Source organism: Curvivirga aplysinae (genome assembly GCF_009711445.1).
In the GTDB taxonomy this organism is placed as follows: Bacteria; Pseudomonadota; Alphaproteobacteria; order UBA8366; family Aestuariispiraceae; genus Curvivirga; species Curvivirga aplysinae.
Genome location: NZ_SMMC01000212.1, coordinates 1 through 26890, shown reverse-complemented (window position 1 = coordinate 26890; position 26890 = coordinate 1). Strand labels below are relative to the sequence as shown.

31 protein-coding genes and 1 tRNA gene are annotated in these 26890 nt (G+C 41.4%); 10 read left to right on the top strand and 22 right to left on the bottom strand.

Annotation, left to right across the window (positions count from 1 at the left end):
- Window positions 1-75: 75 nt before the first annotated feature.
- The gene (locus E1160_RS15530) at window positions 76-630 is read left to right on the top strand and encodes an RNA methyltransferase (RefSeq protein WP_155156850.1); all 555 of its coding nucleotides are present in this window, start codon (window positions 76-78) and stop codon (window positions 628-630) included.
- A 129-nt stretch (window positions 631-759) separates the two neighbouring features.
- Window positions 760-1284, top strand: a complete 525-nt coding sequence (locus tag E1160_RS15525) for an invasion associated locus B family protein (protein WP_155156848.1) — start codon at window positions 760-762, stop codon at window positions 1282-1284.
- Window positions 1285-1314: 30 nt separating this feature from the next.
- On the opposite strand, the gene E1160_RS15520 is transcribed toward E1160_RS15525, so the two are convergent.
- Entirely contained in the window at window positions 1315-1515 is a 201-nt protein-coding gene (locus E1160_RS15520) for a hypothetical protein (protein ID WP_155156846.1), read from the bottom strand.
- A gap of 293 nt (window positions 1516-1808) precedes the next feature.
- Here E1160_RS15520 and rlmN point away from each other — a divergent pair, with 293 nt between their 5' ends.
- Complete coding sequence (gene rlmN, locus E1160_RS15515) at window positions 1809-3032, top strand: 23S rRNA (adenine(2503)-C(2))-methyltransferase RlmN (RefSeq protein ID WP_155156844.1); 1224 nt, start codon at window positions 1809-1811, stop codon at window positions 3030-3032.
- A 10-nt stretch (window positions 3033-3042) separates the two neighbouring features.
- Here the strand turns inward: rlmN and E1160_RS15510 are convergent, their stop codons facing one another.
- Window positions 3043-3777, bottom strand: a complete 735-nt coding sequence (locus tag E1160_RS15510; RefSeq protein ID WP_155156842.1) for a hypothetical protein — start codon at window positions 3775-3777, stop codon at window positions 3043-3045.
- A 255-nt stretch (window positions 3778-4032) separates the two neighbouring features.
- Here E1160_RS15510 and E1160_RS15505 point away from each other — a divergent pair, with 255 nt between their 5' ends.
- Window positions 4033-5247: an argininosuccinate synthase gene (locus tag E1160_RS15505; RefSeq protein ID WP_155156840.1), complete on the top strand. Its 1215-nt coding sequence runs from the start codon at window positions 4033-4035 to the stop codon at window positions 5245-5247.
- A 71-nt stretch (window positions 5248-5318) separates the two neighbouring features.
- On the opposite strand, the gene E1160_RS15500 is transcribed toward E1160_RS15505, so the two are convergent.
- The 10 genes from E1160_RS15500 to E1160_RS15455 all read right to left on the bottom strand — a co-directional run bounded on the left by E1160_RS15500 (window position 5319) and on the right by E1160_RS15455 (window position 13413).
- Window positions 5319-5801 carry a GAF domain-containing protein gene (locus E1160_RS15500; protein WP_155156838.1) on the bottom strand — a complete coding sequence of 161 codons (483 nt, stop codon included), beginning with the start codon at window positions 5799-5801 and terminating at the stop codon, window positions 5319-5321.
- A gap of 84 nt (window positions 5802-5885) precedes the next feature.
- The gene (locus tag E1160_RS15495) at window positions 5886-6506 is read right to left on the bottom strand and encodes a LysE/ArgO family amino acid transporter (protein ID WP_155156836.1); all 621 of its coding nucleotides are present in this window, start codon (window positions 6504-6506) and stop codon (window positions 5886-5888) included.
- Between the two features lie 18 nt (window positions 6507-6524).
- Window positions 6525-8438 (bottom strand): gamma-glutamyltransferase, encoded by a 1914-nt coding sequence (ggt, locus tag E1160_RS15490; protein ID WP_155156834.1) that lies wholly within the window; start codon window positions 8436-8438, stop codon window positions 6525-6527.
- A 79-nt stretch (window positions 8439-8517) separates the two neighbouring features.
- The gene (locus E1160_RS15485; RefSeq protein WP_155156832.1) at window positions 8518-9114 is read right to left on the bottom strand and encodes an HD domain-containing protein; all 597 of its coding nucleotides are present in this window, start codon (window positions 9112-9114) and stop codon (window positions 8518-8520) included.
- A gap of 1 nt (window position 9115) precedes the next feature.
- The gene (locus tag E1160_RS15480) at window positions 9116-9985 is read right to left on the bottom strand and encodes a C40 family peptidase (RefSeq protein ID WP_155156830.1); all 870 of its coding nucleotides are present in this window, start codon (window positions 9983-9985) and stop codon (window positions 9116-9118) included.
- An 83-nt stretch (window positions 9986-10068) separates the two neighbouring features.
- Window positions 10069-10857 carry a sensor histidine kinase gene (locus E1160_RS15475; RefSeq protein ID WP_155156828.1) on the bottom strand — a complete coding sequence of 263 codons (789 nt, stop codon included), beginning with the start codon at window positions 10855-10857 and terminating at the stop codon, window positions 10069-10071.
- Between the two features lie 96 nt (window positions 10858-10953).
- Window positions 10954-11154: a DUF2842 domain-containing protein gene (locus tag E1160_RS15470; RefSeq protein ID WP_155156826.1), complete on the bottom strand. Its 201-nt coding sequence runs from the start codon at window positions 11152-11154 to the stop codon at window positions 10954-10956.
- A gap of 27 nt (window positions 11155-11181) precedes the next feature.
- On the bottom strand, window positions 11182-11736 hold the full coding sequence (locus E1160_RS15465; protein ID WP_155156824.1) for a hypothetical protein: 555 nt from the start codon (window positions 11734-11736) through the stop codon (window positions 11182-11184).
- A gap of 75 nt (window positions 11737-11811) precedes the next feature.
- On the bottom strand, window positions 11812-12051 hold the full coding sequence (locus E1160_RS15460; RefSeq protein ID WP_155156821.1) for an Lrp/AsnC ligand binding domain-containing protein: 240 nt from the start codon (window positions 12049-12051) through the stop codon (window positions 11812-11814).
- 36 nt (window positions 12052-12087) lie between these two features.
- Entirely contained in the window at window positions 12088-13413 is a 1326-nt protein-coding gene (locus E1160_RS15455; RefSeq protein WP_155156819.1) for a DEAD/DEAH box helicase, read from the bottom strand.
- 275 nt (window positions 13414-13688) lie between these two features.
- On the opposite strand from E1160_RS15455, the gene E1160_RS15450 reads away from it, so the two are divergent.
- Together E1160_RS15450 and E1160_RS15445 are read left to right on the top strand one after the other, a co-directional pair.
- A complete protein-coding gene (locus tag E1160_RS15450) occupies window positions 13689-14240 on the top strand; it encodes a hydrolase (protein WP_155156817.1) in 552 nt (183 codons plus the stop codon).
- Window positions 14241-14260: 20 nt separating this feature from the next.
- On the top strand, window positions 14261-14965 hold the full coding sequence (locus tag E1160_RS15445; RefSeq protein WP_155156815.1) for an alpha/beta fold hydrolase: 705 nt from the start codon (window positions 14261-14263) through the stop codon (window positions 14963-14965).
- Between the two features lie 10 nt (window positions 14966-14975).
- On the opposite strand, the gene E1160_RS15440 is transcribed toward E1160_RS15445, so the two are convergent.
- Window positions 14976-15554 (bottom strand): hypothetical protein, encoded by a 579-nt coding sequence (locus tag E1160_RS15440; protein WP_218048947.1) that lies wholly within the window; start codon window positions 15552-15554, stop codon window positions 14976-14978.
- Between the two features lie 54 nt (window positions 15555-15608).
- Window positions 15609-17600, bottom strand: coding sequence for a DNA topoisomerase IV subunit B (parE, locus tag E1160_RS15435; protein WP_155156810.1), 1992 nt, complete (start codon window positions 17598-17600; stop codon window positions 15609-15611).
- 172 nt (window positions 17601-17772) lie between these two features.
- Here parE and E1160_RS15430 point away from each other — a divergent pair, with 172 nt between their 5' ends.
- Window positions 17773-18168: an acyl-CoA thioesterase gene (locus E1160_RS15430; RefSeq protein WP_155156808.1), complete on the top strand. Its 396-nt coding sequence runs from the start codon at window positions 17773-17775 to the stop codon at window positions 18166-18168.
- A gap of 40 nt (window positions 18169-18208) precedes the next feature.
- On the opposite strand, the gene E1160_RS15425 is transcribed toward E1160_RS15430, so the two are convergent.
- From E1160_RS15425 to E1160_RS15405, 5 genes are all read right to left on the bottom strand, one after another.
- Complete coding sequence (locus E1160_RS15425) at window positions 18209-18598, bottom strand: hypothetical protein (RefSeq protein WP_155156806.1); 390 nt, start codon at window positions 18596-18598, stop codon at window positions 18209-18211.
- Window positions 18599-18698: 100 nt separating this feature from the next.
- Entirely contained in the window at window positions 18699-20525 is a 1827-nt protein-coding gene (locus E1160_RS15420) for an EAL domain-containing protein (RefSeq protein WP_218048946.1), read from the bottom strand.
- Window positions 20526-20872: 347 nt separating this feature from the next.
- Entirely contained in the window at window positions 20873-22285 is a 1413-nt protein-coding gene (gene glnA, locus E1160_RS15415; RefSeq protein WP_155156802.1) for a type I glutamate--ammonia ligase, read from the bottom strand.
- Window positions 22286-22406: 121 nt separating this feature from the next.
- The gene (locus tag E1160_RS15410) at window positions 22407-22745 is read right to left on the bottom strand and encodes a P-II family nitrogen regulator (protein ID WP_155156800.1); all 339 of its coding nucleotides are present in this window, start codon (window positions 22743-22745) and stop codon (window positions 22407-22409) included.
- A 236-nt stretch (window positions 22746-22981) separates the two neighbouring features.
- Window positions 22982-24151 carry a pyridoxal phosphate-dependent aminotransferase gene (locus E1160_RS15405; RefSeq protein WP_155156798.1) on the bottom strand — a complete coding sequence of 390 codons (1170 nt, stop codon included), beginning with the start codon at window positions 24149-24151 and terminating at the stop codon, window positions 22982-22984.
- Window positions 24152-24357: 206 nt separating this feature from the next.
- Between E1160_RS15405 and E1160_RS15400 the strand changes: the two genes are divergently transcribed.
- Window positions 24358-24434: transfer RNA gene (locus tag E1160_RS15400), tRNA-His, on the top strand.
- Window positions 24435-24522: 88 nt separating this feature from the next.
- Here the strand turns inward: E1160_RS15400 and E1160_RS15395 are convergent.
- From E1160_RS15395 to E1160_RS15385, 3 genes are read right to left on the bottom strand one after another with little or no spacing between them, the layout of a single operon-like run.
- Entirely contained in the window at window positions 24523-25548 is a 1026-nt protein-coding gene (locus E1160_RS15395; RefSeq protein ID WP_155156796.1) for a tyrosine-type recombinase/integrase, read from the bottom strand.
- A complete protein-coding gene (locus tag E1160_RS15390; protein WP_155156793.1) occupies window positions 25548-25763 on the bottom strand; it encodes a helix-turn-helix transcriptional regulator in 216 nt (71 codons plus the stop codon). Before E1160_RS15390 ends, E1160_RS15395 begins: the two co-directional genes overlap by 1 nt.
- A 20-nt stretch (window positions 25764-25783) precedes the next feature.
- Window positions 25784-25975 (bottom strand): helix-turn-helix domain-containing protein, encoded by a 192-nt coding sequence (locus E1160_RS15385; protein ID WP_155156791.1) that lies wholly within the window; start codon window positions 25973-25975, stop codon window positions 25784-25786.
- 149 nt (window positions 25976-26124) lie between these two features.
- Here E1160_RS15385 and E1160_RS15380 point away from each other — a divergent pair, with 149 nt between their 5' ends.
- Both E1160_RS15380 and E1160_RS17200 read left to right on the top strand, forming a co-directional pair.
- On the top strand, window positions 26125-26517 hold the full coding sequence (locus E1160_RS15380; protein WP_218048945.1) for a helix-turn-helix domain-containing protein: 393 nt from the start codon (window positions 26125-26127) through the stop codon (window positions 26515-26517).
- 1 nt (window position 26518) lies between these two features.
- A partial coding sequence (locus E1160_RS17200; RefSeq protein ID WP_218048944.1) for a hypothetical protein occupies window positions 26519-26890 on the top strand: 372 nt, incomplete at its 3' end.

Below are 26890 nucleotides of genomic sequence, written 5' to 3'. Positions count from 1 at the left end.
TGCAAGAACCCTCTGCAAGAAATCATTTCCTTTTATATTGATATAGAATTCAGGTCTGAAGGAGGCCTTATCCTCATGCGTGGTTATTTCGGTTTAGGTGTTGAAGGTATTTCCAAACCAAGAAATGTTGGCAGTCTTTATCGTTCTGCCCATGCCTTTGGCGGTAGCTTTGTGTTTGCGGTCGCGCCGGCGGTGAATGTGCGTGAGGTTTATCAATCTGACACATCCGAAGCCGCAAAGCATATGCCGCTTTATGAATATGGAAATGCCGATGATATTCAACTGCCAAAAGGCTGCAAATTGGTTGGCGTAGAATTATGTGATGAGGCCGTTTGGATGCCAAGTTTCCGCCATCCATTGCAAGCGGCTTATATCCTTGGCCCAGAACGTGGTTCTCTGTCCCCAGAAATTCAGGAAAAATGCGATCACTTGGTTAAAATTCCAACTAAATTCTGTGTGAATGTAGGGATTGCAGGGGCGATTATGCTTTATGATCGTCAAATTAGTCTTGGTCGTTGGGCTGATCGTCCTATTCGTCCGGGGGGTCCGACAGAGGCTTTGCCTGAGCATGTGCATGGCGGTCAGATCATTCGTTCCCGCGAATATACATATGATGATAAAGGCGAATAGGTTTCTACTTTCCTTCGACCATAGAATCGCCATAGTTTGCTTGTAGATTTTAATTTAATCGCCTCCGTTTGATTCGAATTGAATTTGGGGGCGTTTATCTATGAAATATTTGGATGGAGACTTCAACGCATGATGTCACGCGTATTAAAAGCAACTACATTGCTTCTTGGAACAGGTCTTTTAGTAGCTTCGCCGTCTTTGGCTGCGGGAGATAAAGACCTTGGTGTATTTAAAAAATGGCAAGCACATTCTTATACCGAAGGTGGTGGCAAAGTATGTAATATGTGGTCTCGTCCAACCAAACATGAAGAAGGCGGCCGTGCCCGAGGTGAAATTTTTGCCTTTATTACCCATCGTCCAAATGACAGTCGTTATCATGAAGTAAGCCTCGGTATGGGGTATCCTTTGAAAAAAGATTCCCGTGTGAAGGTAAAAATTGGCGGTAAGAATTTCGAATTCTTCACCCATGGGTCCGTAGCTTATGCGTTTAAGAAAGATGATAAGGCGATTGTTAAAGCCATGCGCGGTGGGAATACAATGGTTGTTTCTGGTGTGTCGCAACGCGGTACAAAGACCAAAGATACCTATTCTTTAAGTGGGTTTAGTAAAGCGAATAACGCCGTTAACAATGCGTGTAACGTAAAGAAGCCTTAATTTCTTAAGGCTTCATTCTATTTTCAAAATTTAATCTTCAACCGTTAAAGCTTTGTCCAGTTCAGCTTCAAGTTTGATGAAGTTTTCCGGGATTGGTAATCCTTCTGCGCGCATCATTGAAATCTTTTGACGCAAGCGGATTTGAATTTCATGCACGTCATCTGGTTGCTTATTCATTTCTTCGATCAGAAGGTTGGCTTCTGCGGTATAATCAACTGTTTCTTCGGTCATGAAGGTATCTCCTTGTTTATATAGATATAATACCAACCCTAGAAAGTTTTGGGAAATGATTTAGAACAGTTTTTCAGAAACTTTCATTATCAATACTCTAAACTTTAAGTAATAACGCTTTCTTTTTTATGCTAATAATGTTACATACGCGCCAACTGAGAAGATGTTGGTAAATGCCTTATTGTAATGCGCGAATCAGATGCGCCGCCTCTTGGTTCTCAAAAATTGATATATGATGGATCGACTTAAATGTTTCGGGCTGGACGAACAGCACCGAACTGGAATTATTGAAAATGTCTGAAGCTGAAATTTTAAACGTTGAAGAAGCGCCTAAAACTTCCTGTCCAAAGGTTGCGCCTGCTCATAAAGAAGGGCAACAGGCAGAAGTAGACAAGCGTAAAAACCTGATTGGTATGGATAAAGAGGATATGCTGGAGGCTGTCCTTGAAATGGGTGAGGCCAAATTCCGCGCCAAGCAACTTTTCCAATGGGTTTATAACCGTGGGGTGACCGATTTTAATGAGATGACCAATATGGCGAAGCCTTTGCGCGCTAAAATGGCAGAGCATTTTAAAATTGAACGCCCAACGATTTCTGTGCATCAAAAATCAAAAGACGGCACCCAGAAATGGTTGTTGAAATATGATGACGGCAATGAAGCAGAAACCGTTTATATTCCTGAAGATGATCGCGGTACCCTTTGTGTGTCCTCTCAAGTTGGTTGTACATTAACTTGTACTTTCTGTCATACAGGTACTCAGAAACTGGTTCGTAACCTGACACCGGGTGACATTGTGGGGCAGGTGATGTTGGCCCGTGATGCTTTGGAAGAATGGCCAGCATCTAGCATTGATCGTCGTTTGACCAATATCGTATTTATGGGCATGGGCGAGCCTCTCTATAATACTGATAACGTGATCAAAGCGTTAAAGATTTGTATGGATGGGGAAGGGATTGCGCTGTCCAAACGTCGTATTACTGTTTCCACCTCTGGTGTGGTGCCCGATATTGCCCGTATCGGTGATGAAACAGGCGCACTTTTGGCGATTTCCCTACATGCCACAAATGATGAATTGCGTAACAAAATTGTGCCGATTAACCGTAAATGGAATATCGAAAAGCTTTTGGAAGCCGTGCGCAATTATCCGGGGCTTAGCAACTCTTCCCGTGTCACATGGGAATATGTGATGTTGAAAGATGTGAATGATAGCGAAGATGACGCACGTCAGTTGCTTAAACTTCTCAAAGGCATTCCATCCAAAGTAAACTTGATCCCATTCAACCCGTGGCCCGGTTCTGAATATGAACAATCCACGCCGGAGCAGATCAAAAAATTCGCTGATGTGATCTGGAATGCAGGCTATAGCTGTCCGGTGCGTAAAACACGGGGTGAAGATATCTTGGCAGCTTGTGGCCAGCTAAAATCCGAAAGCCAACGTGTACCTCTACGTCTGCAAAAACAGTTTGAAGCGCAACGCCGCGCCAAAGAATTGGAAGCTGGATTACCTTCTATGTAGTGAGTGGAGATTAGCGACGCTCCCATATATAAGTGCTGTCTTTACAATCTCTTTTGCGTAACCAACTATAGCCTCCATCTTTTTTAAGGTAATCGTCTGTTTTCTTTAGAATATAATTACATTTATTGTAAAGGCGACCTATTTCAGTGTGTTTTAGATACCAATCTATATATTCTATTAATTGTTCGTTGTTTTCATGCTGTTCTTGAATATCCCAAAAAGGTAGAGAGTATTCGCAGCAAGCATCTATTAGAGAACGCATATATGATTGTTCTCCTATAGAAAGTTCATCCCAATTCTGTTTACCTAATAGATATGTGGCTTTTTCACAGCCATTAAGAGAATTTAATAGTTCTGTATTGGTTGGCGTATTTTTCTTAGATGCCTTTAAGATAAGGTATTCTGCTTTTTTATCTAAACTAGGGCGTATATTATTCAATAAGTCTGAGACCGCATTTTTCTTAGTTTCTAAGTATTGTGCTTCGAATATTGTTCTGTTTTCTTTGAGCTCTTGTCTTTGAATTAAGACAGACCCTATCGCCCAAAATAAAACTAAAGGCGTAACAAAGCCTGCGAATGTATCCCCTTTTTCATTTAGTGTTAGATTTGACCAACTAGTAAAGCTATTGACTGTCTCTTGATTGTTTTCTAATCCCCAAAACGCATACATACCTAGCATAATATACAATATGCTAACTAGTATGAGTGCATAGTATAAGCCTGATTTTTCAAATTTCTTTAACATTTGCTATCTCAGATTGATTTTCAGTTCGTACACTATTTTAGATATTTTATTTTTCTAGATAATACAATTGGTATTATGTACTTATGCTTTGGAATAATACTGTGGCAGAACATGTGGATAGTTCTTATCTGATATTAATTGTTGAACTGCAATTCAGGGCTTGTTCAAAGCCGCGTTTTCCCTATACTCGCCTTCCAGTTTTAAGAGGCAGCTTTCGGGCTGTTTGGAAATCTCTTTTTGAGGGGCTTTAAGCATATGTCTAAAGATGTGAAAAAAGTTGTCCTTGCCTATTCCGGTGGTCTGGACACATCTATTATTCTTCGTTGGTTGCAAGACCATTATGGTTGTGAAGTTGTAACTTTTACGGCTGACCTTGGTCAGGGTGAAGAGTTGGAACCAGCACGCCAAAAAGCTGAGATGATGGGTATCAAAGATATCTATATCGAAGATTTGCGCGAAGAATTCACACGTGACTATGTCTTCCCAATGTTCCGTGCGAATGCGTTATATGAAGGCACATATTTGCTCGGCACATCCGTGGCACGTCCATTGATCTCCAAACGTCAAATTGAAATTGCCTTGGAAACAGGTGCGGATGCAGTCTCCCACGGGGCGACAGGTAAAGGGAACGATCAGGTTCGTTTCGAACTTGGCTATTACGCGCTTAAACCGGATATCAAAATTATCGCGCCTTGGCGTGAATGGGATTTGACCAGCCGTACAAAGCTGATCGATTATGCTGAAAAGCACCAAATCCCTGTACCAAAAGACAAGCGTGGCGAAGCGCCATTCTCTCAAGATGCGAACCTTCTGCATATTTCTTCTGAAGGTAAAGTGCTTGAGGATCCATGGATTGAAGCAGAATTGGATCATATCCTGTCCCGTATGGTTTCACCATATGCGGCACCAGATAAACCAGAAGAAATCACAATTGATTTTGAGGCAGGTGATCCCGTTGCGATCAATGGTGAAAAAATGTCACCAGCAACCTTGCTTGAGAAACTAAACGTTCTTGGTGGTCGTAATGGTGTTGGCTGTATCGACATCGTAGAAAACCGTTTTATTGGTATGAAATCCCGCGGTGTATATGAAACACCAGGTGGTACAGTCTTGTTCCACGCACGTCGTGCGATGGAAAGCCTGACTTTGGACCGTGGTGCAATGCATACCAAAGATGAATTGATGCCGAAATATGCTGAGTTATTATATAACGGTTTCTGGTTCTCCCCAGAACGTGAAATGCTTCAGGCGGCAATCGATAAATGTAATGAAAAAGTGACAGGTACAGTTCGTATGAAATTGTATAAAGGCAATGTGATGATCACAGGCCGTAAGTCACCATATAGCTTATATAGTGAAGGTATGGTTACATTTGAAGAAGATGATGTTTACGATCAACGTGACGCAGAAGGCTTCATCAAATTAAACGCTTTGCGTTTACGTCTTCGTAATATGCATGGCGGCGACTAATATCTCGATCTAGTCATTGACAGATTGAAAGGGCGGGGAGAAATCCTCGCCTTTTTGTTTACGTATAAATGTTAAAGATAGCGCGCTGTTAAGGTTGCTGCATTGCGCAAAAAGGAAATATCTTCATCAGACCAATTTTTGTAATCTTTTTTTGTGCCAACACAGACAACACCCACAGCTTGATTATTTTTATATAAAATAAAATCAAGCATAGATTTAAACTTGAAACGATCATCAGGACGATCTTTGAAATCTATAAATGCATGATGATTGAAAAAATCCGGTGCGACGATAAAGACATTTTCAATTACTTCACGGAAATAGGATGGGCAGTCTTCTTTAAGTAAAATACTACCGTCTTTAAAGAGATTATCAGCCACGACAAAAATTTTGCGGGCATGCATTTCGTCCTTTGCTTTATTAAAAAACCAGATGCTAATTTGATCTGCTTCTAGTTTATTAGCCAAAGTGTGACATAGAGTTTCAAGCAGCTCATCGACAGAGAAATCATCCTCTTCTCTAATTTGGTCAAGTAAGTTTAATAGTTTTTCCATCTAGTGCTTCCTGAAGTAGAATGATTCTACGTCAGGAGGACCGTTGGAGTCTATTATTATTTCTCAGTAGCTTATTCTAATTCTCTAGATAAGTGTGGCAATTAAACTATAGGCGATCAACCACATGACAATACCGATGCTAAAATCAAGAATTTTCCAGGACATAGGTTTTGCAAAGATTGGCGCCAACCATGCAGCACCATAGCCCAATGTATAAAACCATGCCATTGACGCAAATACGGCCCCACCAGCAAAATAGATACGTTCATCTGCTGGATATTGGCCTGCAATGCTTCCTAACATCACTACGGTATCCAAATATACATGTGGATTAAGCCAAGTCAGGGCGGCAACAAGTGCGACTGCTTTCCATAAGGATTTTGGGCTACTTTCTTTTGAGGCAGAAAGACTTTCTCCCTTAAATGCAGATCGAAAACTGTTAAAGCCAAACCAGATGAGGAATAGGGCACCGCCAATTGCTGCAATTTTTGTGAAAGTTGGATTACTTGAAACAAGAGTTCCCATGCCAGCGATGCCTGCAATAATTAGAAGCGCATCTGATAAAAAACAAAATGTACTAAGGGCAAAGACATATTCCCGCTTCAAGCCTTGCTTGAGGATGAAGGCATTTTGGGCACCGATCGCGATGATCAGGCCAGCACCGAGCAAGAAGCCCTGAAGGGCTGCTGTATAAAGCGGAGACATATTTAAATTCCTTGAAAATTATTCAGGTAGGATCAATGAAAAACTGTCATAAAGGCTATCTGGGATATTGTCATCCCCAAATGCGTAACCTTCACGTCGTGGGTCTGTACCGGAACGATAGGCACCATTCTTTAATTGTTCAATGATATGGACCCCGCTTACCATCTTACGGGTGGAAACCATATAACCACGGTCCTGCATATCTTCTACTAACTCTGGGACAAAACCATCTTCTTCTAGCTCCAGTTTTGTGTTCCGATGTAAAAAGCGTGGCATATTGGCTGCTTCCTGTGCAGTTTGTTGCCAATCAAGCATAGCAACAAGACTTTGGGCAGTATAGCCAATGATGCGGCTGCCTCCAGGGGACCCTGTAAGTATCTTTAGGTTACCTTCTTTGTCTAATACGATTGTCGGCGCCATTGAACTACGTGGGCGTTTTCCTGGTTCAATACGATTGGCAATCGGTTGACCATTTTTAAAACCTGTGATGGCAAAATCAGTCAGTTGATTATTCAGCAAGAAACCACCTACCATTTGATGGGAACCAAAAGCTGTCTCAATACTTGTCGTCATGCTTGCAGCATTACCGTATTTATCGACAACAACTAAATGTGTGGTAGAAGGGAGCTCAATCGCATTATCAGCAGCACGATTATAGGCATGATCCAGAACGGGCTGCCCAGCTTCTGCTTTCACTTTGGGATGACGGGACAAGTCCATTTCAAGCGCTCGAGTATGCAGATATGCCTTATTAATCAACTCTTCCACAGGCACATCGACAAAATCTGTGTCACCGATATAATGATTGCGATCTGCAAAAGCTAACTTCATGGCTTCTGCAAATAACTGGATTGAATCCGCGCTGGCTGGTTTTTGTTGATTTATATTGGTGGCGTCCAAAATTCCCATGATTTGGGCAACCGCGATACCACCAGAAGAGGGCGGCGGCATACCGCAAATATCATATAGATCTCTATATTCAAGACAGGTTGTTTTACGTATTTTAGCCTGATAACGAGCCATATCGGATAGATTCATGCTGCCTGGGTTTCCTGGGGCTTGTTGTACTGCTCGGACAATTTCTTTGGCAATTTCCCCTTGGTAAAATGCGGCTAAGCCATGTTCTACCAGATGACGTAAGGTATCCGCATAATCTTGATTTCTTAAAATTTCTCCAATAGCTGCGGGTTGGTTATTCGCACCATAAAAGTAGGTATGGGCTGTCATGCCTGATGTGAAATATTTATCATTGGATAAAAGCCGATGTAAGCGCGGACTGACAGGAAAGCCATCTTCAGCCAACTTAATAGCAGGTGCCATGATTTCGGATAATGGCAGGATTTCGTAGCCTGAGTTTTGTTGCTCCTGACGCGCAAGTTCAAACATACGTAATAGGCCTGGAACTCCAACAGAGGCGCCACCCACCACAGCCTCCATAAATGTTTTCGCGTCACCATTAGGATAGAAGAAGAATTTAGGATCAACACCAATTGGGGCTGCTTCACGACCATCAAATGCCTGTATTTTCTTTGTGTTTTTATCCCAATGAAGTAAAAAGCCGCCGCCGCCAATTCCCGAAGATTGTGGTTCAACCAAGTTAAGTACAAGCTGTGCTGCCAATAATGCATCTATAGCACGGCCACCTTTCTTCAAGATTTCTGCCCCTGCATAAGAGGCAGCTGGATGGGCTGTTACAATCATGAAATCGTTTGAAGTGATAACAGGTTTAGCTGATTGACCTGTATAGAGTTCAGGTGCAATCGTTTCCTTTCCACCAGTTTTATCCAATGGATTAACCGCATGGTTTTGGGTTAAGGTTTGATTGAGTTTTTCAAAGCTCTCACTTAACAATGCCCCGCCAAGCAGACTGCCTCCGCCAATAAGGAGCGTAAGTGCAGTTGCTGCAAAGAGACCTCGTTTTTTGAATTTCATCAACTTACCCCTATAAAATCACATTGATTTATATCTATATCATAAGTGTGGCGGAAAAAGGGTGAATATCAAGAGAAATTTACAACTGATCGAGTAACTGTTCAAAGCGTATGATAAATGCTTCTTTTGCTTGTTCGGGAGATTGTAGGGAAATTTTATATTCCCCAATTGCTTTTGGCTTTCGCCATAATTTATTTGCTTCTGAAGTTGTGAAACCAGCTAACTGTATGGCTTCAAAATACGCAGAAGCTCGATCTGCCCGTTTGATTAATTTTTCAATGCTATCTGGAATTTCTGGGGGAAGGCCAAAACGGATATGTATTGTTTTTTGAAGGCGATGTTCTAAATCTCTATAATTAATTCCAATAGCAGATTTAAAAGGTGAAATCATATCGCCAACCACATATTCTGGGGCATCATGAAGTAAGCTTGCCAATCTCCATTTTACCGGTAGATCAGGTTTTAATCTGCCGACAAATTCTTCTACGACAATGCTATGCTGTGCGACCGAAAGTGCGTAAGGTCCCTCTGTTTGACCATTCCACCGTGCAACTCGGGCAAGGCCATGTGCAATATCTTCGATTTCGATATCAACGGGACTTGGGTCTAAAAGGTCTAACCTGCGGCCACTTAACATGCGTTGCCATGCACGTGGTTCTAATTCTGTTTTTCCCATACTAAGGGTCTGTCTTTAAGTCGAAGTTAGGGCGTTTGATTGATCTGAGCGGAGTCCCTTCTTGTTGCTCAATATGTGGTAATAAGAATTCAAGATAATGCGCACAAGTCATCATTTCTGTGGCATTTGCATGTATAGCAATACCTTCTCCATCATAAATAGCCACATGGCCGGGCCAGAATAGGAGGTCTCCAACTTGAATATTGTCCAAACCATCTACTTCTTCGGTAAAAAAATCTTCTTGCATATCAGTGTCACGAGGAATGGTGTAGCCTGCTGCATAGGCAGCCATTTGAATTAAGCCTGAACAATCAACGCCTAGATGCCCATTTCCACCCCAAATGTAGGGGCTGTTCAAATAAAATTTTGCGGCTACTTGAAATGGCAATATGTATTCATGTAAGGAAACTAAATGTTTTGAATATACCCATCCGCCACAGGATAATTGGCTGAACTTTCCCTCTGAATTAACGACCTCAACTTCACTATTGAGTGACAGCTGGTCTATGATCAAAGTTTTTAAACTTGCTTCTTTAAATACCGAACTGCGTAACACATTGATGCGATGGGTCAGGTTTAACTTTCCTTTAGTTAAGCATTTTGTTTCGCAATATCCTACATATTTATCACGTTTGCTTTGGACCCAGCACCAACCATCTTTTTCTTCAAATATGTGAACTTCTTCGCCTCGAAGTAATTCTTTATCTACTGGATGCTCAAAACCAGGGCCACGTCTTAAACTGGTAATAGATGTATGGGGTGAAGCAATTTCTGCTTGGATAAAGCGAGATGCATCCACCTTGCCCTTCAATGCAATGTCGGCAAGATCGGGACGCCATGCATTTAATCTCGTATCCAATTGAATTGTCATGAATATATATCCTTCATGAAAGTATATAGAAGAATAAGTATCACAATCTCTTTGGGGATAATCAATAGGTGAGGGCGTTTTATTTAATAGTCTGAAAATTTGAGAGTAACCATGGTGCCAACATTTTTTCGGCTTCTAAATTCAAGTTCAGCACCCATTTCATCCACTAATCGTTTTACGATAGGTAAGCCTAGGCCACTTCCTTGATCACCACGTTTTTCCATATCTTCAATTTGCTCAAATGGTTCCATGATTTTCAAAATATCCTCAGCTGAGACACCAAAGCCGTTATCTTTTACAACTAGGATCAAAGCACCTTCTTCGCGGTCTACGATTGCTTTCACACATACATGGCCGCCTTTTGGGGTAAACTTAATGGCATTGGAAACAAGATTATGTAGGACTTGGCGTAATCGTGCTGGGTCAGTTTTAAGAATTGGAAAATCTTCGTCAACTTGAATTTTGATATCAACTTCTAATTCATGTGCAAGCGAAGACAAACCAGTAATTGTGGTATCGATAACATCATTAACATTGACATCTATTTTTTGTGTCGGCAAAGGTTGGGCATTTAATAGGTTTTGATTTTTACTTTGGGTCAGTTCCCGTTCACATATCTGAAGAAGATGTTGCGTCGATTCATGAATAAAATCTGCGTATTCTTTATAACGTGGATCAGAATGTGCACCAAATTGCTCATTTTTGAGTATTTCCGAAAAACCCATCATCGAATTAAGAGCGTTTTTAATTTCATGGGCTATCTCGCCCATGCGTTGGGCATTGGATAAACGAACGCGTTTATTTTCCTCAATCGCAGCTTCTAATGCTGTCTCTGCTTTCTTCAGAAGTGTCTTTGATGATTTGTCAGTCATCTACTCAATCACTGGGTTAGAATTAGCTTTTATTAATATAAGTCTTTGACAAAAAATGTCTATTAATAAAAGATAAAAGATAATCTTCAGCTCAAGTTAACTTTCTTCGCGATGGCGTTTCTTTAATATCCATGCAGCAATAGGGATCCATGCTAAACCAGCTACAGGATAATATGCCAGTTCAATAAAATCCGAATCTAACGGAATGAAGCCACCGATATACCAAGCAAGAAGAATATAAAAGATGATCCAAGAGACCAATAAAAACGCTGTTACAGCTCTATAACCTGCAGACATAGTCGCCCTATAAAAACGAATTAAAAATTAATCGAATAATTTATCGATATCATCTTGGGAAATAGAAGTTTCCTCAGGAAGGGCAGGACCGTTCAACAAAGCTTCATCGCCCGATCGTTCATCGTCCTTTGCAAAACCAACAGCCATATCTTCAATTTCATCTCGACCCCATAATTCTGTCAGCGCATCAACACGCTGTACAACAAATTTCATGGAACGAACAATCTTTGTTACGCGCTGACCAGTGATATCTTGGAATGTACATGCTTCCATAGCATGCATGGTGTTTTCAGAAATTTTATCACATAACTCATTGCGTTTTGCATCATCAGATGCTTCGCGCAAGCCATCAATAACACTTTCAATATTCTCAACTGACTCAAGGATTGAATTAGTTGCGCTTTCTGTCGCACCAACAATTTCATCTAGTTGATCTGACATGCTTTCAAAACGAGTTTGGTCGTTTTCACGTTGGACCATATGGGCGATTTCTTCACGAAAGCGACGGATATATTGAACAAGACTTACAATTTCCGCTTTGAGCTTGTCGTCGTTTTCGTTGATATCTACCTTGGCTACCATTTTAACTCTCTGTCAAATCTACAAATTTTATTGAATCGATTACTTACTATCACTTCCCAAATCAGACTTGTCAAACTAAGAGAAGGCTTTGAATGTGATAATTGTGAATGTGTCTTTTACGCCTGGAAGTGTTTGAATTGCCTCATTCACAAAATGACCAATATCTTCATCTTTTGGCAAATAGCATTTCATCATCAAATCATAATGCCCAGATGTGGAATATACTTCTGACACTTGTTCCACTTCACTGGCTGCATCTGCAACTTCGTAAGCACGTCCTAACTCAGCTTTCACTTGGATGAAAATTGTTTGCATAAGTTATCCTCGTATGATCAGAAAATAGTATTGAGTTTATTTGAAACTTCTTAATAGGAAGGCTGGCACATTTGGGGTCTGTCCAAATGGCATATCAAATTCAGGTTCTATTCCGATTTCGAAATCCTGATCACGATATTTTCTACCTCTCTTGCGGTTTCCACGCTCTTGGTAGTTCTTGTTTGAAGCTTGCTTATTCTCGTGACTAGCGTTTGAGCTTTTATCTTCTTTGCTGCGTGGTTCCATGCCTTCCAGAACGGGAAGTGAAGATCCAACGATTTTTTCAATCGCTGTTAACAGTTTCTCGTCATGATGAGTTACCAGCATATAAGCGGTTCCTTCACGTCCGGCGCGACCTGTACGACCAATGCGATGCACATAATCTTCAGCGTTTAAAGGAACATCGTAGTTAAATACATGGCTAACAGCAGCAATATCCAAGCCGCGTGCAGCAACATCAGAGCAGACGAGGAACTTTACCTCACCCGACTTGAATTTCTCCAACCACTCCATGCGTTTATGCTGATCCATATCGCCATGTAATGCACCAACCGAGAAGCCCTTTTTCTCTAAACTTTTGTGGAGATTTGAGACGTCACGTTTGCGATTACAGAAAATAACACCATTTTGGATATTATCTTCCTTTAACCATTTTTCCAAAACGCTACGTTTCTGGCGAGGCCCTACATGGGCAATACCTTGCGTAATTGTTTGTGCTGTAGAGGAAGGTGGATCAACTGTTAATTCTTTTGGATTGGACAGAAATTTCTCAGCGAGATTACGAATTTCTTTTGGCATCGTCGCAGAGAACATCACTGTCTGACGCATGGAAGAAACCATACCAATAATTTTTTCCACATCCGGGATGAAACCCATATCAAGCATACGATCTGCTTCATCAATTACGACGATTTTTGTGTCTGACAATAATACTTTACCACGATCAATATGATCCATAAGGCGGCCTGGGGTTGCGATGAGAACATCTGCACCGCGATCTAGAGCTTTCTCTTGTTCATTGAAAGATATACCACCAATAAGCAATGCCATGGATAACTTATGATATTTGCCGTATGTTTCGAAGTTATCTGCGACCTGAGCTGCAAGCTCACGTGTTGGTGCGAGGATAATGGATCGTGGCATACGTGCACGTGCGCGACCATGTGCTAAAATGTCTATCATTGGCAAGGTGAAGGATGCTGTTTTCCCTGTACCAGTTTGTGCGCACCCCAATACATCCCTGTTCATCATTATGAAAGGGATCGCTTTTTCTTGGATCGGGGTCGGGGTTGTATAACCTGCATCGCTTACCGCACGCAGAACTTCAGGACCAAGTCCTAAATCTTCAAAGCTTGTCGCCATAAAGTCTCGCTTCTAAATGATTAAATATCCGACATCGTTAAAGGAAAGCGGACATATATCTTAAATATTTCTGAAATACTTACTTACAGTTTACACTGAAACCGTAGGGGATACTAGGGTCTGGTGGCTATCTGTCAATCTTTCCATTAGAAAAAACAGTGATATTGGTGATTTTCTTGTATTAATAATGTCAAAGCGTTGCTTTTTCGCAACGTGCCCAATAGGTTATCGTAAGGTATAATTGAAGTGTTTTTTTCTTTAAGGAGACGTATGAAATGTTATTAAATGTGAATTCGTCATCTTTGCTCGTTGTTGATGTTCAAGAAGGCTTGCTTCCCGCAGTTTCGGAACCTCGGCAGGTGATCGATAATACACAGATTTTACTTCAAACAGCTTGCCAGTTGGGTGTGCCTGTATTTGTCTCTGAGCAATATCCGAAGGGATTAGGGCATACAGCGCAGTCACTGGATAGTTTTCTTAATGAAGCTCAAGCACAAGTTTTTGAAAAAATTAATTTTTCTTGTTATCGAGAAAATCAGATTCGTGAAGTTATTGGTCAACAATCCCAAAGAAAACAACTTGTTATTTGCGGGATGGAAGCACATGTATGCGTGTTACAAACTGCGATTGAATTCCAGCAAGCTGAATATGATGTATTTTTAGTCACCGATGCGATTTCCTCCCGAATGAATGAAAATAAAAAAGTTGCTTGTGAAAGAATGCAACAAGCAGGAGTGACCTTGGTGTCAACGGAAATGGTTGCCTTTGAATGGATGGGGAAGGCGGGAACGGATAGTTTCAAATCTATAGCAGCACTTATTAAATAAAAGAAACAGAAAGAAAAGAAATGTCTAAAACGCCTTTGGTAATGGTGCCGGGTTTATTATGTGATGAACGTCTTTGGGGGCATCAACTTAAATACTTATCTGATATTGCAGACATGTATGTGGGTGATACTTTACAGGATGATAGTGTTGAAGATATGGCCAAGCGTATCTTGGATAATGCGCCGGATAAATTCGCATTGGCTGGCTTGTCTATGGGCGGGTATGTATCTTTGGAAATTTTACGCCAAGCACCTGAACGTGTTCTGAAGTTGGCATTAATTGATACCTCTTCCAGACAGGATAGTGAGGAGCAAAAGCGTCGCCGTCGTGGCTTAATTTCGCTGACTTCTAAAGGAAAATTTAAGGGAGTTACACCACGTTTGTTACCGATGTTAATTCATCCGGACCGTATGGAGGATGAGGCGTTAACAACAACGGTTATGGATATGGCCGCACATGTGGGGCAAGAAGCTTTTGTGCGTCAGCAAACAGCAATTTTAAACCGCCCAGATAGTCGTAATGATTTATCCGGTTACAACATGCCATCATTAGTTATTTGTGGACGTCAAGATGAAGTTACGCCTTTGGCATTATCTGAGGAGTCATCGAGTTTGTTAGCGAATTCTCGTCTTTGCATAATCGAGGAATGCGGACATTTGGCTACTTTGGAACGCCCATTTGCGACTACGGCGTTAATGAGAGACTGGTTAGAAAACTATCAGTAAGCCAAAGATTCTAGCATCTTGTTGCAGGTATACCACAACCATTGAATGGATTGTTGCTTTTATACAAGATACTATGTGCAGCAAGGCCAATAGCATCTTTAAACTCACTAGATGTAGCCTTCACAGGTTGGCTAAATTTCATTGTAATATAGCTCCATGCTTTATCCTTACGACAAAATGCAAATTGAGCTGACTTAATTGAATTTGCATCAGATATACTTTGTAATGAAGGAATATCTTCTGAACAAATATCCCATGCAGATGTATTTTCTGTCGGGTTTATATTAATGACAAAGGTAATTTCTTGCTGGCCCTTGAAATCAATTGCTGATGCGAAAGTTGCATGTCTAAAGCGATGCATACCTGAATATTTTTCAACCATAACTTCGATTAAATCTGTACGCATATCATTATTGGGAACTCCTTTCGCATTCAACACCATAGGGTATTTTTTCTTTAGAAAAGCGAAGTCAGAGTTGTTAAAACGACTGGTGATATTTTGATTATATGAAGTCGTTGTTGAAAGACAACTGGACAAAAATATAGCGGATACGAAAAGTATCCCCAATTTAGTTACAAAAGAACGCATAGCATATTCCTTCAATTGTCTAAATTAGTAAGATATGGGTAACTTATTACTAGATCACAAGTCTAAATCTTCAACAAAGGCTGCATTCTCTTGAATGAAATCATAACGCTTTTCTGGTTTTTTTCCCATAAGGCTATCAACCATATTCGCGGTTCTTCTTGATTCTTCTAGCTCATCTTCATTTCTACGATTAGGTACCTGAACTTTGATCAATGTACGTTTACTTGGGTCCATCGTTGTTTCTTTAAGTTGCCCTGGCGGCATCTCACCCAAACCTTTGAATCGACTAATGTCGATTTTCCCACGACCTTTGAATTCAGTGGCGATTAGCTCGTCTTTATGATCGTCATCGCGGGCATACATAGTCTTACCGCCTTGAGAAATACGATAGAGCGGTGGCAATGCCAAGAATAGACGGCCTGCTTCTACAAGTCCTGCCATCTCTCTATAAAAATATGTCATAAGTAGAGAGGCGATATGTGCCCCATCCACATCCGCATCAGTCATGATGATGACACGTTCATAACGCAGGTTTTCAAGTTTGAAATCACCTTTAGTACCGCAACCCAATGCTTGGCCCAAATCTTTCAATTCTTGGTTGGCTTGAAGCTTGTCAGCACTTGCACTTGCAACGTTCAAGATCTTGCCACGTAGAGGAAGGATCGCTTGGTTGGCACGATTACGTGCTTGTTTGGCAGAGCCACCCGCAGAGTCTCCCTCTACCAAGAATATTTCGGTATCTTCAGATGATTTACTTGAGCAATCAGCCAGCTTGCCAGGGAGGCGCAAACGACGTGTCGGTGTCTTACGGCGTTGTTCTTTTTTAATACGACGGTTTTGGCGCTCAGCAACACGTTCAAGCACATATTCTAATAGGTCATTGGCACTGGCAGGGTCTTCGGTAAGCCAGATGTCGAAACGGTCTTTAATCGCAGTTTCTACCAATTTTGTTGCGGCAGGTGAGGCCAGTTTGTCTTTTGTTTGGCCTTGGAATTGTGGATCGCGGATAAATACTGAAAGCAAACTGCTGGCTTCACCCATCACATCCTCACCCGTGATTTGAGAAGCTTTTTTATTGCCAATCATCTCACCATAGGCACGTAAACCTTTACCAATGGAGGAGCGCAAGCCGGCTTCATGGCTACCACCTTGTGGGGTTGGGACAGTGTTACAGTAGGAGCTATTAAAACCATCCCCATCATGTGTCCAGCTAATCGCCCATTCAACACGTCCTACATCGTCTTCTTCGCGCATTTCACCTGCGAATGGACGTGGTACGACAGTGGCACGTTGACCAATGGATTCTTGCAAATAATCAACCAAACCACCGGGGAAATGTAGACTGTCTTTTTCAGGTGTATCATCACCATCTTTGATCAATTCAGCTGCGCAGGTCCATCGAATTTCAACGCCTTTAAATAAATAGGCTTTTGATCGAACCATACGATGCAAAGTTGCTGGTTTGAAATGTGCGGTTGCCCCAAAAATCTCATGATCTGGCAAGAAAGTAACACTTGTACCTCGACGATTTGCAATCGCGCCCATATTTTCCAAGGCTGTCGTAGAATGACCACGGCTATATTTTTGGCGATACAGTGTTTTATCACGCGCAACTTCAATGACCAGATATTCAGAAAGGGCGTTTACGACAGAAATACCAACACCATGCAAGCCGCCTGAGGTTGCATAAGCTTTACCTGTAAATTTACCGCCTGAATGCAAGGTCGTTAAAATGACTTCAAGTGCTGATTTATCTTTATATTTTGGATGTGGATCAATCGGAATACCGCGACCATTATCGCGGATAGTTACTGATCCATCAGCATTGATCATCACTTCTATGCGTGTTGCATGTCCAGCTACGGCTTCGTCCATGGAATTATCGAGAACTTCAGCGACTAAATGGTGTAGCGCGCGTTCATCGGTTCCCCCAATATACATACCCGGGCGGTGGCGAACTGGTTCCAGACCTTCTAGAACCTCGATATCTTTTGCTGAATATCCCTCTTGGGTTTCAGCAGTAGCGGTATTAAATAAATCAGACATGTAATGTATTATAGAGACGCTCTACAGGTAGACAAGCATCATAATGTGTAAAAATTGTTAAACTATACACTATCTTGTGGATAACCCTCTTGTGAGCGACTTATTCCCCCGATAGTATTCTCCATGAATTGGAAGGCTATGGGGATTCTTCAAAGAATGAAAGAAAATCACGATGGATAATGTAACAGAACCGAAAGGTGAACTCGTTTTAAGAACTTTAGCTATGCCAGCGGATACGAATCCAGATGGTGATATTTTTGGTGGTTGGCTTTTGTCTCAGATGGATATTGCGGGTGGTATTGCTGCAAGGCAAGCAACGAAAGGCCGTGTAGCAACTGTAGCAGTGGATGCAATGGTGTTTCATAAACCTGTTTCAGTGGGGGATGTAATGTGTTGTTACGCGTATGAAGAGCGAATCGGAACAACATCCATAACATTCAGCATTCAGGCATGGGTATTGCGTAGCCGCGGTAGCAATGGTGTTGAAGAACGCGAACTTGTAACAGAAGGTAAATTTACCTTTGTTGCCTTAGGCGAGGATCGCAAAAAACGAGTGATTGAGAAATAGTTAGTTATATTAAGAGCGTGATAGATAGCTACTGCATAAACTAGTTATGCAGCATCGCGCTTTTTACCCATTTGTCTTCCGCAACATAGCGCGGCCAATCTTCCCAGAAACCTTCAAAAATGCCTGTTTGTTGATGAGTGAAGCGGCCATTTGTACGTTTTAGCAAGATATGTCTAACGCTAAATGTATCACCTTGTCGGAAACATATATACCAAACGCCAATGCCGTCAAAATCCATATCAATTGAAATGTTATCTGGATTAATAAGTTGCTTTCTTTCATATTGATCGAAAACGACAGGGCCTTCTTCGGGCATATTTAGGTCATAAACAGAATAAACCATGACATCCGCGTAACGTGCTTGTTTACGAATTTCGGAGGCAAGACGCTCTTTTAGATGGTCCCTGTAATTTTTGGTATCTTCGCCCATAAAGGTAGATCCCTAACATGCTGAAATATGATGCATCCAATCTAGGTGATTCGCTTATCTGTTTTCAATAGTCAGAATTGAAAATATGAAAGAGATATACCTAACGTGTTCGGCGTAAATTCATGCTGATCCGATGTTTTGGTGCTTTTGTACCACTATTGCCACCATCATCAGGTCCTTCAGGCTCGTCATCTGGTTTCATGTCGGTTAATAAAACTTTTGGCTGTGGCGAAGCTGGTCTGGATTTATAAGTCTTGCTTTGTTTATGAGATCGTAACATGGAATGATCCATGGTTGGGCGCCCATATAAATAACCCTGACCGAAATCGATTTCCAAGGATTCCATCAAACGGGCTTGATCTGGGTCTTCGATTTGCTCAGCGATCAATTTGCAACCCAACTGCTTACCGTTTTTGATAATGGATTTCAGCATAGCCATATCGCGTGGATTTTCTGCGGCTTCTCGCACAAATTTACCATCAATCTTTAGATAATCCACTTGCAGGTCATACAAGGATTGGAAAGATGTGGAGCCAGCACCTACGTCGTCCAAGCAAACTTCAATTCCTTGCGCGCGGAAATCTTGTAAGGTCTTATTAAGCTTTTCAAAGTTGCTTACTGCCACAGTCTCGGTCAGTTCCAGCATTAATTGCTTTTTGACGTTATCGAATGGCTTCAGAACTTCTTTGAATCCATCAAGGAATATCTTACTGGACATGGAGCGTGCAGAGATATTAATCGCGACCTTGGGGCGCCAGCCTGATTTGGCATGATTATCTAAATCGTCCAATACCTTTTGAGCCAAGGCTAAGTCAAAATCTTCGATTAATCCGACTTCCTCAGTAAAGGTAATAAATGATTGCGGAGAAGAAAGGCCAGTTACGCGTGTAAGCGCTTCCAAATGATGTGGTTCTTCCATATATAAGTCCACAATTGGCTGATATACCACATCGAAGTTTTTCTTTTCAATGATCTCTCGCACGTTGCTGATACGAGATAACGTATCAGTCATCATCTCTTTTGCACTGCTTTGTAACGACGAGATCGAGAAATTAGCCGGGTCTTCTTCAACAAATTTCTTGATGGAATAGGAAAGTGCTTTTGCAGCATCTTCTTCGTCTAACTCACCCGGATCGAAATCAATGGCAAAGGATTTTGCTTCTGTAGCGCCATCTAATTCTTCTTCAACTATCTCATTAATGCGCTTACGTACTTCTTCTTCTGTGACATTTGCACCATGAAGCAAGCCAAATTTTTCGGTATCAAATTGTGTCGCCGTGCCACCATCAAGTGAAATCGCACGCATATAGGCTGCGATTTTATCAAGCGCCCGCGATAGGGCGAAAGGATCACCTGATTTACTGATCTCTTCCAAACCATCTATTACAAACATGGTCAGTTTGCTTTCTTGGCCCATGCGATTGGATGTTTCCAATTGATCTTTGGCAGCATCGGCAAAAACCTTTTTATCCAAAAGGCCTGTTTCTTCATCTTTTTTATGATGGCTGCTTGCACCGACAGATTTTGGTGGGATGGTAAAAGCTAAATTAATGGTAGAAGGGCTATCAGGCATAATAAAACCGCCCACCATTAAGGTGATTTCGTGGCCACTAGCTGTGTTTAATTTAAGGGGGCGAGGATCAATGCGGTGGTGGATAAAGAGATGCTTTAAAATCTCTTTAAAATAATCACGATCTGTCGCCACAATAAACTGAACGAATTTTTCACCTAACAAGGTATAGGAGGGGCCTTTTCTAAGAGCGCTGGATGCACCGGCAGCATAGGTAATTCTTCCTGTGCGATCGACCTCTAAAAATAAATGTGCAGAAGCAAAAGCGAAGGCAATATAGCGGTCACGATTTTGTTTGATTGTAGAAATCAAATTTTGCGTGCTTTTTGCCATAGATGTTTTTTTTGATGCGCTCATTCTCTGCCTTAAATTATTATTTAGAATGTTTGCCATGTCAGATAATTACGTTATCTAACATTTAAAATGAAATTTCAATTCAATATTACTATAGTAGTCACAAATATTAGTAAAAGTTAATTATAATATGTCTTAAAATACAGCCTATCTTACAAGTGGTAATCCAAAATGGAAAGTCCCGATCTAAGGGTAATGACTATATTTTGTGCAGCCTGACATTTTATAAGTGACAGCGTATATAAGGGAGGAATGGTTAATAAATCGTTTATGAGATTACTTTTCTTATAAGAAAAACCCGGCCAATCTGACCGGGTTTCCTTTGTATTTACGAAGGACGCAAGCTGGTATTAGCAGCTGTAATACATGTCGAATTCTACTGGATGAGGTGTCATTTCGAAGCGTTGTACTTCTTCCCACTTCAAGTTCATGTAGGCATCCAACATTTCTTTGTCCATTACGTCACCTTTCAGCAAGAATTCATGATCCGCTTCAAGTGCTTCTAGAGCTTCACGTAGGGAGCCAGCAACTGTTGGGATGTCCTTCAATTCTTCTGGTGGTAGATCGTACAAGTCTTTATCCATTGCTTCACCTGGGTGAATTTTGTTTTGGATACCGTCAAGGCCGGCCATCAACATAGCTGTGAACGCCAAATATGGGTTCGCTGTTGGATCCGGGAAGCGAACTTCTACACGTTTGCCTTTTGGATTTGCTACGTATGGGATACGGCAAGAAGCAGAACGGTTACGTGCGGAATATGCCAACAATACTGGAGCTTCGAAACCTGGAACCAAACGCTTATAAGAGTTTGTGGATGGGTTTGTGAATGCGTTCAATGCTTTAGCATGCTTAATGATACCACCGATATAGTACAAGCATGTTTCGGACAAGTCAGCATAGCCAGAGCCGGCAAACATGTTTTCGCCATTTTTCCAGATGGATTGGTGACAATGCATACCGGAACCATTGTCGTTTACGATTGGTTTAGGCATGAATGTCGCTGTTTTACCGTAAGAATGTGCAACCATGTGAGTTACATATTTGAAGATTTGCATCTTATCGGCAATGTCGATCAATGTGGAGAATTTCATACCCAATTCATGTTGGGATGGCGCCACTTCGTGGTGGTGCTTTTCCATTTCCAAGCCCATTTCGATCATAACGGAAACCATTTCCGCACGGATGTCTGTGCCGGAGTCAACAGGTGCAACTGGGAAGTAACCACCTTTGTGACCTGGACGGTGACCCATGTTGCCACCTTCATATTCGGAATTGGAGTTATATGGACCTTCTTCGGAATCCAAAGAGTAAGACATTTGTTGTTGTTCTGTAGACCAACGTGCATCATCGAATACGAAGAATTCAGCTTCTGGGCCGAAGTATACTGTATCGCCGATACCTAAGGATTCTGTGTATGCCAATGCTTTTTTCGCGATGGAACGTGGGTCACGATCATATGGAAGACCTGTAGATGGTTCCAAAATGTCACAGAACAAGATCAATTGTGGTTGTGCTGTGAATGGGTCCATAACAGCTGTTTCTGGATCTGGCATCAAAATCATGTCAGATTCATTGATTGCTTTCCAACCAGCGATGGAAGAACCGTCAAACATGATACCATCTTTGAAGATGTCTTCGTCAATGGTGCAAACATGCTGTGCTGTATGCTGCCATTTGCCACGTGGGTCTGTGAAACGGAAGTCCACATATTCCACGTTATGTTCTTTGATCATGTCTAGTACTTTTTGAACCGCGTCAGACATATTATTATCCTCTTAATGTTAAGTGTGGTTGCCCACATTTGACCCTGTTCGTCTGGGTCTGGTTTTACCTTAACTTATCCTTAGATCCCACAAGGATAAGTCACTGTTCGTATCTCTATAACTAGATCGCGTCTGATCCTGTTTCGCCTGTGCGAATACGGATCACTTCATCTACTGTAGAAACAAAAATCTTACCGTCGCCAATGCGACCTGTATGTGCGGCATTTTGGATGGCCTCGACCGCATTTGCGGCCAACGCATCATCCAAAACGATTTCCAACTTCACCTTTGGTAGGAAATCAACAACATATTCTGCACCACGGTATAATTCTGTATGACCTTTTTGACGACCAAAGCCTTTTGCCTCGGTAACTGTGATACCTTGGATACCTACGTCATGTAGGGCCTCTTTTACTTCATCAAGCTTAAATGGCTTGATAATCGCTTCGATCTTTTTCATTTACATAGTCTCCAGCTAGCCGGGCCAGTTCTTCTGTTCGTCATATAATCTTGAAAGGAAATCTTTCAAATTTTCTCACTATATGGCAAGTCCTGTGCCAGTTTTTTATATATGCTAAGGCATTGATTTTTAATTATTATTATTTTTAATGGTTAAAATATGTGCAGTGTATTATGCCTAAAAATTAATCACTTGTTTAATTTTTACTCAGAATCCATTTTTGCGGATGATTTGACTCATAGGTTGCGAATAAAACCATCAATTCGCGTTATAGCCTCCCGGATATTCTCCAAGCTATTGGCGTATGACAGGCGGATATAACCTTCGCCATAATTGCCAAAACTTGTGCCGGCGATGGAGACAACATGGGCTTCGTTAAGAAGACGGTTTTGCATTTCAAGCGCGCTTAACCCGGTTTTCTTAATATTTATGAATGCATAAAAAGCGCCTGCAGGTGTGATACAGCTGAGTTTTGGAATTTGATTAATCGCTTTGGCGATATAAACCCGTCTTTCATCAAAAGCGTGAAGCATATCGTCAACGGCATCTTGCGGACCATTTAAGGCTTCTAGTCCCGCATATTGTGCAGCAGCATTGACGCAGGAATGGCTGTTGATGCAAAGGCGTGTTGCATGGTCAATTAACTTATCGGGCCAAACGGAGAAACCCATTCGCCATCCGGTCATGGCATATGTCTTGGACCAGCCATCAAGTAGGATGGCACGGCCTCTTAGATGCTCATATTCTAAAATGGATTTATGTTTCTGTCCCTCATAAAGCATGCGGCTATAAATTTCATCCGACATAATCGCCACATTCGGAAAAGCCTTTAATCCTTCAGCCAGTTTATCCAATTCTTCTATCGGTGTAACGCCGCCTGTTGGGTTGGCAGGACTATTGATGATGATAAGGCGGGTTTTGTCTGTAATCCGTGACAGTAAATCATCCGCAGAAAAGGCAAACTGATTTTCTTCCAATAAAGGGTAGGGGCAGGCCGTTGCACCTGTATAATTTATTGCGGAGGCGTAAATGGGAAAACCCGGATCTGGATATAAAATTTCACCGCCCTTTCCCCCGAATATTAAAATGGTGAGCCACATGGTAACTTTACCGCCTGGGACGATCAGCACATTGTCCGGGTTAATTTCTGTTTTATATTGGCGGTGTAAATAATGTGCCACAGATTGACGGAGCTCAGGGATACCATTAGCTGCAGTATATCCATGGGCACCATTTCTTAGGGCTTGAATACTTGCTTCTACAATATGATCAGGGGTAGGAAAGTCCGGCTGACCAATACCAAGGTTGATCACATGATGTCCTGCTGCTTCGATCTTAGCGGCTTGAGCCATTACGGTGAACGCGGATTCGGTCCCAAGGCGGGAAAGATTCTCGGCAAGTTGCATAATTTACCCCTGTCTTTTGAATATGTTGTTATAATGTTAAGGGTAAATTATCTGCTTTTGAACGGAGAATGGAAGAAAAAGTGGGGAAAAATAATTTTTCCGTTATAGAATACATAAAAATGTAAATTCGTCTCTTGACGTTAGGGGGCGCAGCAAGTAAAAGCCCTCTCACGCGAGCGATAGATGCTCCGATCAAATATACAGTGGTGGCTATAGCTCAGCTGGTTAGAGCGCCGGATTGTGATTCCGGAGGCCGTGGGTTCAAGTCCCATTAGCCACCCCACTTTACTTATTGATTTTCCATACATTTTGAATTTTTCCTTTCTGGTTGCTAAAAGTGCTAGACGCTTTTGTTAGACAGTTTTTTATTCCTATTTCTTTTTCTTCAATTTCTTTACTGCATTTTCAGCAAGCTTTTTCTGGCGAGCATCACGGGTATATAGGCGCACCATTGCGCTTGTTCGATGTCCAGTAATTGCCATGATTTCACTATCGGTACAGCCAGCTTCTTGAAGGGCTACAGCGGCATTCCGGCGCAAGCCATGAAAAGTGCATTGTGGGTTATCTTTTGTACCTGCAATACCAATCTTTTGGATTTGTCTTCTCCACGATGTCTCAAAACCATCGCCTGTATAAGCGGTTCCTGTACGTGTAGGGACAATGAATGTGCTGGTTTTCTCTAAGGTTGTTAGATATTCTTTTAGGATAGGGTGGAGAGGTATCCATAACTGCTCGCCAGTTTTATTCTGCTTAACCATCATGACATCCTGCTCAATCATGCCCCATTGCATGGATAGAACGTCAGAGCGTCTTTGTCCCGTGTATAGAGCAAGATAGTAAGCTGTTAAGATTGGTTCGTTGTCACATTCTGCTTCGAATCTCAAAAGTTCTTCAGGCTTCCATGCACGTTTTCCCACACCTAGTCGGAGTTTCTTTACATGTTCTGAGGGTACTTTTTCAGCAAGGCCAAATAGAACGGCTCTGGCGCCTAAAACAGAGATCATTGAAAGATACTTATTTGCCCGACTTGGTACATCAGAGTTTTTATCTCTTAGTTTTACGCAATACTCAGGGGTGATTTTAGACCAATCCTGTTTACCAATTTTCTCCTTGAAAACATCCAATGTTCGCAGATAGTCTTTTTTGGTTTCTTCAGCTAATCTTTTGAAATCGTGGCTAGCAATATAGTCACCTATCAGCCATCCAACTGACCCTTTATAGAAACCTGTATCGATCGCGCCTGTTTCAAAAGACAGATGGATGCGATTATATTCTTCCTGCCATTCAGGTGTTCCAAATGAAGAGCGTATTCTTTGTTCAAGGCCAGAACGTCGATAATAGGTGTAGTACTTGTTTCTGGATTTGTAGGCTTTCACATATGGTAGGTGAATTTTCATTAGAATACCTCAGGCATATCGTCATCGAAATATCTGGAAAAATATTTATCGATCTCATCCCTATGAAAATAGTTTTGATTGCCAGTCTTAAAGAGTGGTTGAGGGAACCTGCCTTGTGAAACTCTGGCCTTGAAAGTCCTTAGCCCCATATCACAATAGGCAGCTGCCGTGGATGTACGCATAATTTTGGGCCATGCATTAAATGTACGACTCATATGGTTAATCCTTATCCTGATTAATTTGAGAAAATTTCGGGAGCTTGAACCCGATCTCGTTCGATCATTCTTTCCAAGGCGTTCGGTTCCAATAATCTGCTTTCTCCGACTGGTACATAATCGAGACGCCCTTCCTTAAGGAGGCGGCGAATTCGTGAGACTGGTTGTCCTGTTTGAGCTGCTAACTCTTGTGGTGTCAGCAAATTTTTCATTGTGCTTTTCCTTTATTTAATTTGCGTAGATGAAAAACGTGGTATTTTTTCCTTTTTGGGTGTATTTATCCAAATTGGTAAATATATCAATCGATATTGTCCATTATGGACAATTATGTCCAAAAGTAAAACGGTTTTTGAGAGAAAAAATGGAAATTGGTGAAAGGCTTACAATTGAGCGGAAGAAAACAGGGCTTAATCAAACAATGTTTGCGGAAAAATTAGGTCTTAAATTAACTGCCTACAAAAATTATGAGAAAGATACTCGTAAGATACCTGTCCCGGTTTTGATAGCTCTGGTGGATGTCTATGGAACGGATATTCACTGGCTTTTAACTGGTGAAAAATGGTTGGAAAGGGAAAAAAATGTTGAGAGCCTAAGAGCTGTGGTACAGGGAGTTTTATTATTCCTTGAAAAACATGATTTAGAGTTACCCGCCGAGAAAATGGCTGATTTAATTGTGGTTTTATATAGAAAATTCACTCACGACAGTGATGTATCTTTGAATGAGATGAATGATATGGTGAGGTTAGCTATGTGAGATGACTGATAATTTAATAAAGTTTCCTTCGAAAAAGATAAAAGCAGAAAAAGAAGAATTACATCTAGAAACTGAAGTGTTTAACTTCTTAGATGATCTCGCTCGTCGCAAATACTCTGAATCAAAGGATGGTATTGCTAAGACGAACAGAAGATTGACCAAGCAACTAGCTTCAGCGAGAAAGGAACTTATTTATAGGCATAAGTATACTGCTCTTACATTTCTATTTATTGGTTTGTCGAGCCTTTCGTGTTCCTTAATTCTAGTTTCTGGCTCAAACATATTACCCGATGTCCTTGTCAGATATAAGGATGTATCTGCACCAATTTTTCTTATTCCCGCAAACATTTTCATATACTTATATGGTTTTGAG

Bases quoted from the DNA above. Each gene is read 5' to 3' on its own strand.
- E1160_RS15530 (WP_155156850.1), top strand. From the start codon at position 76: ATGCGTGGTTATTTCGGTTTAGGTGTTGAAGGTATTTCCAAACCAAGA.
- E1160_RS15525 (WP_155156848.1), top strand. From the start codon at position 760: ATGATGTCACGCGTATTAAAAGCAACTACATTGCTTCTTGGAACAGGT.
- E1160_RS15520 (WP_155156846.1), bottom strand. From the start codon at position 1,515: ATGACCGAAGAAACAGTTGATTATACCGCAGAAGCCAACCTTCTGATC.
- rlmN (WP_155156844.1), top strand. From the start codon at position 1,809: ATGTCTGAAGCTGAAATTTTAAACGTTGAAGAAGCGCCTAAAACTTCC.
- E1160_RS15510 (WP_155156842.1), bottom strand. From the start codon at position 3,777: ATGTTAAAGAAATTTGAAAAATCAGGCTTATACTATGCACTCATACTA.
- E1160_RS15505 (WP_155156840.1), top strand. From the start codon at position 4,033: ATGTCTAAAGATGTGAAAAAAGTTGTCCTTGCCTATTCCGGTGGTCTG.
- E1160_RS15500 (WP_155156838.1), bottom strand. From the start codon at position 5,801: ATGGAAAAACTATTAAACTTACTTGACCAAATTAGAGAAGAGGATGAT.
- E1160_RS15495 (WP_155156836.1), bottom strand. From the start codon at position 6,506: ATGTCTCCGCTTTATACAGCAGCCCTTCAGGGCTTCTTGCTCGGTGCT.
- ggt (WP_155156834.1), bottom strand. From the start codon at position 8,438: ATGAAATTCAAAAAACGAGGTCTCTTTGCAGCAACTGCACTTACGCTC.
- E1160_RS15485 (WP_155156832.1), bottom strand. From the start codon at position 9,114: ATGGGAAAAACAGAATTAGAACCACGTGCATGGCAACGCATGTTAAGT.
- E1160_RS15480 (WP_155156830.1), bottom strand. From the start codon at position 9,985: ATGACAATTCAATTGGATACGAGATTAAATGCATGGCGTCCCGATCTT.
- E1160_RS15475 (WP_155156828.1), bottom strand. From the start codon at position 10,857: ATGACTGACAAATCATCAAAGACACTTCTGAAGAAAGCAGAGACAGCA.
- E1160_RS15470 (WP_155156826.1), bottom strand. From the start codon at position 11,154: ATGTCTGCAGGTTATAGAGCTGTAACAGCGTTTTTATTGGTCTCTTGG.
- E1160_RS15465 (WP_155156824.1), bottom strand. From the start codon at position 11,736: ATGGTAGCCAAGGTAGATATCAACGAAAACGACGACAAGCTCAAAGCG.
- E1160_RS15460 (WP_155156821.1), bottom strand. From the start codon at position 12,051: ATGCAAACAATTTTCATCCAAGTGAAAGCTGAGTTAGGACGTGCTTAC.
- E1160_RS15455 (WP_155156819.1), bottom strand. From the start codon at position 13,413: ATGGCGACAAGCTTTGAAGATTTAGGACTTGGTCCTGAAGTTCTGCGT.
- E1160_RS15450 (WP_155156817.1), top strand. From the start codon at position 13,689: ATGTTATTAAATGTGAATTCGTCATCTTTGCTCGTTGTTGATGTTCAA.
- E1160_RS15445 (WP_155156815.1), top strand. From the start codon at position 14,261: ATGTCTAAAACGCCTTTGGTAATGGTGCCGGGTTTATTATGTGATGAA.
- E1160_RS15440 (WP_218048947.1), bottom strand. From the start codon at position 15,554: ATGCGTTCTTTTGTAACTAAATTGGGGATACTTTTCGTATCCGCTATA.
- parE (WP_155156810.1), bottom strand. From the start codon at position 17,600: ATGTCTGATTTATTTAATACCGCTACTGCTGAAACCCAAGAGGGATAT.
- E1160_RS15430 (WP_155156808.1), top strand. From the start codon at position 17,773: ATGGATAATGTAACAGAACCGAAAGGTGAACTCGTTTTAAGAACTTTA.
- E1160_RS15425 (WP_155156806.1), bottom strand. From the start codon at position 18,598: ATGGGCGAAGATACCAAAAATTACAGGGACCATCTAAAAGAGCGTCTT.
- E1160_RS15420 (WP_218048946.1), bottom strand. From the start codon at position 20,525: ATGAGCGCATCAAAAAAAACATCTATGGCAAAAAGCACGCAAAATTTG.
- glnA (WP_155156802.1), bottom strand. From the start codon at position 22,285: ATGTCTGACGCGGTTCAAAAAGTACTAGACATGATCAAAGAACATAAC.
- E1160_RS15410 (WP_155156800.1), bottom strand. From the start codon at position 22,745: ATGAAAAAGATCGAAGCGATTATCAAGCCATTTAAGCTTGATGAAGTA.
- E1160_RS15405 (WP_155156798.1), bottom strand. From the start codon at position 24,151: ATGCAACTTGCCGAGAATCTTTCCCGCCTTGGGACCGAATCCGCGTTC.
- E1160_RS15395 (WP_155156796.1), bottom strand. From the start codon at position 25,548: ATGAAAATTCACCTACCATATGTGAAAGCCTACAAATCCAGAAACAAG.
- E1160_RS15390 (WP_155156793.1), bottom strand. From the start codon at position 25,763: ATGAGTCGTACATTTAATGCATGGCCCAAAATTATGCGTACATCCACG.
- E1160_RS15385 (WP_155156791.1), bottom strand. From the start codon at position 25,975: ATGAAAAATTTGCTGACACCACAAGAGTTAGCAGCTCAAACAGGACAA.
- E1160_RS15380 (WP_218048945.1), top strand. From the start codon at position 26,125: ATGGAAATTGGTGAAAGGCTTACAATTGAGCGGAAGAAAACAGGGCTT.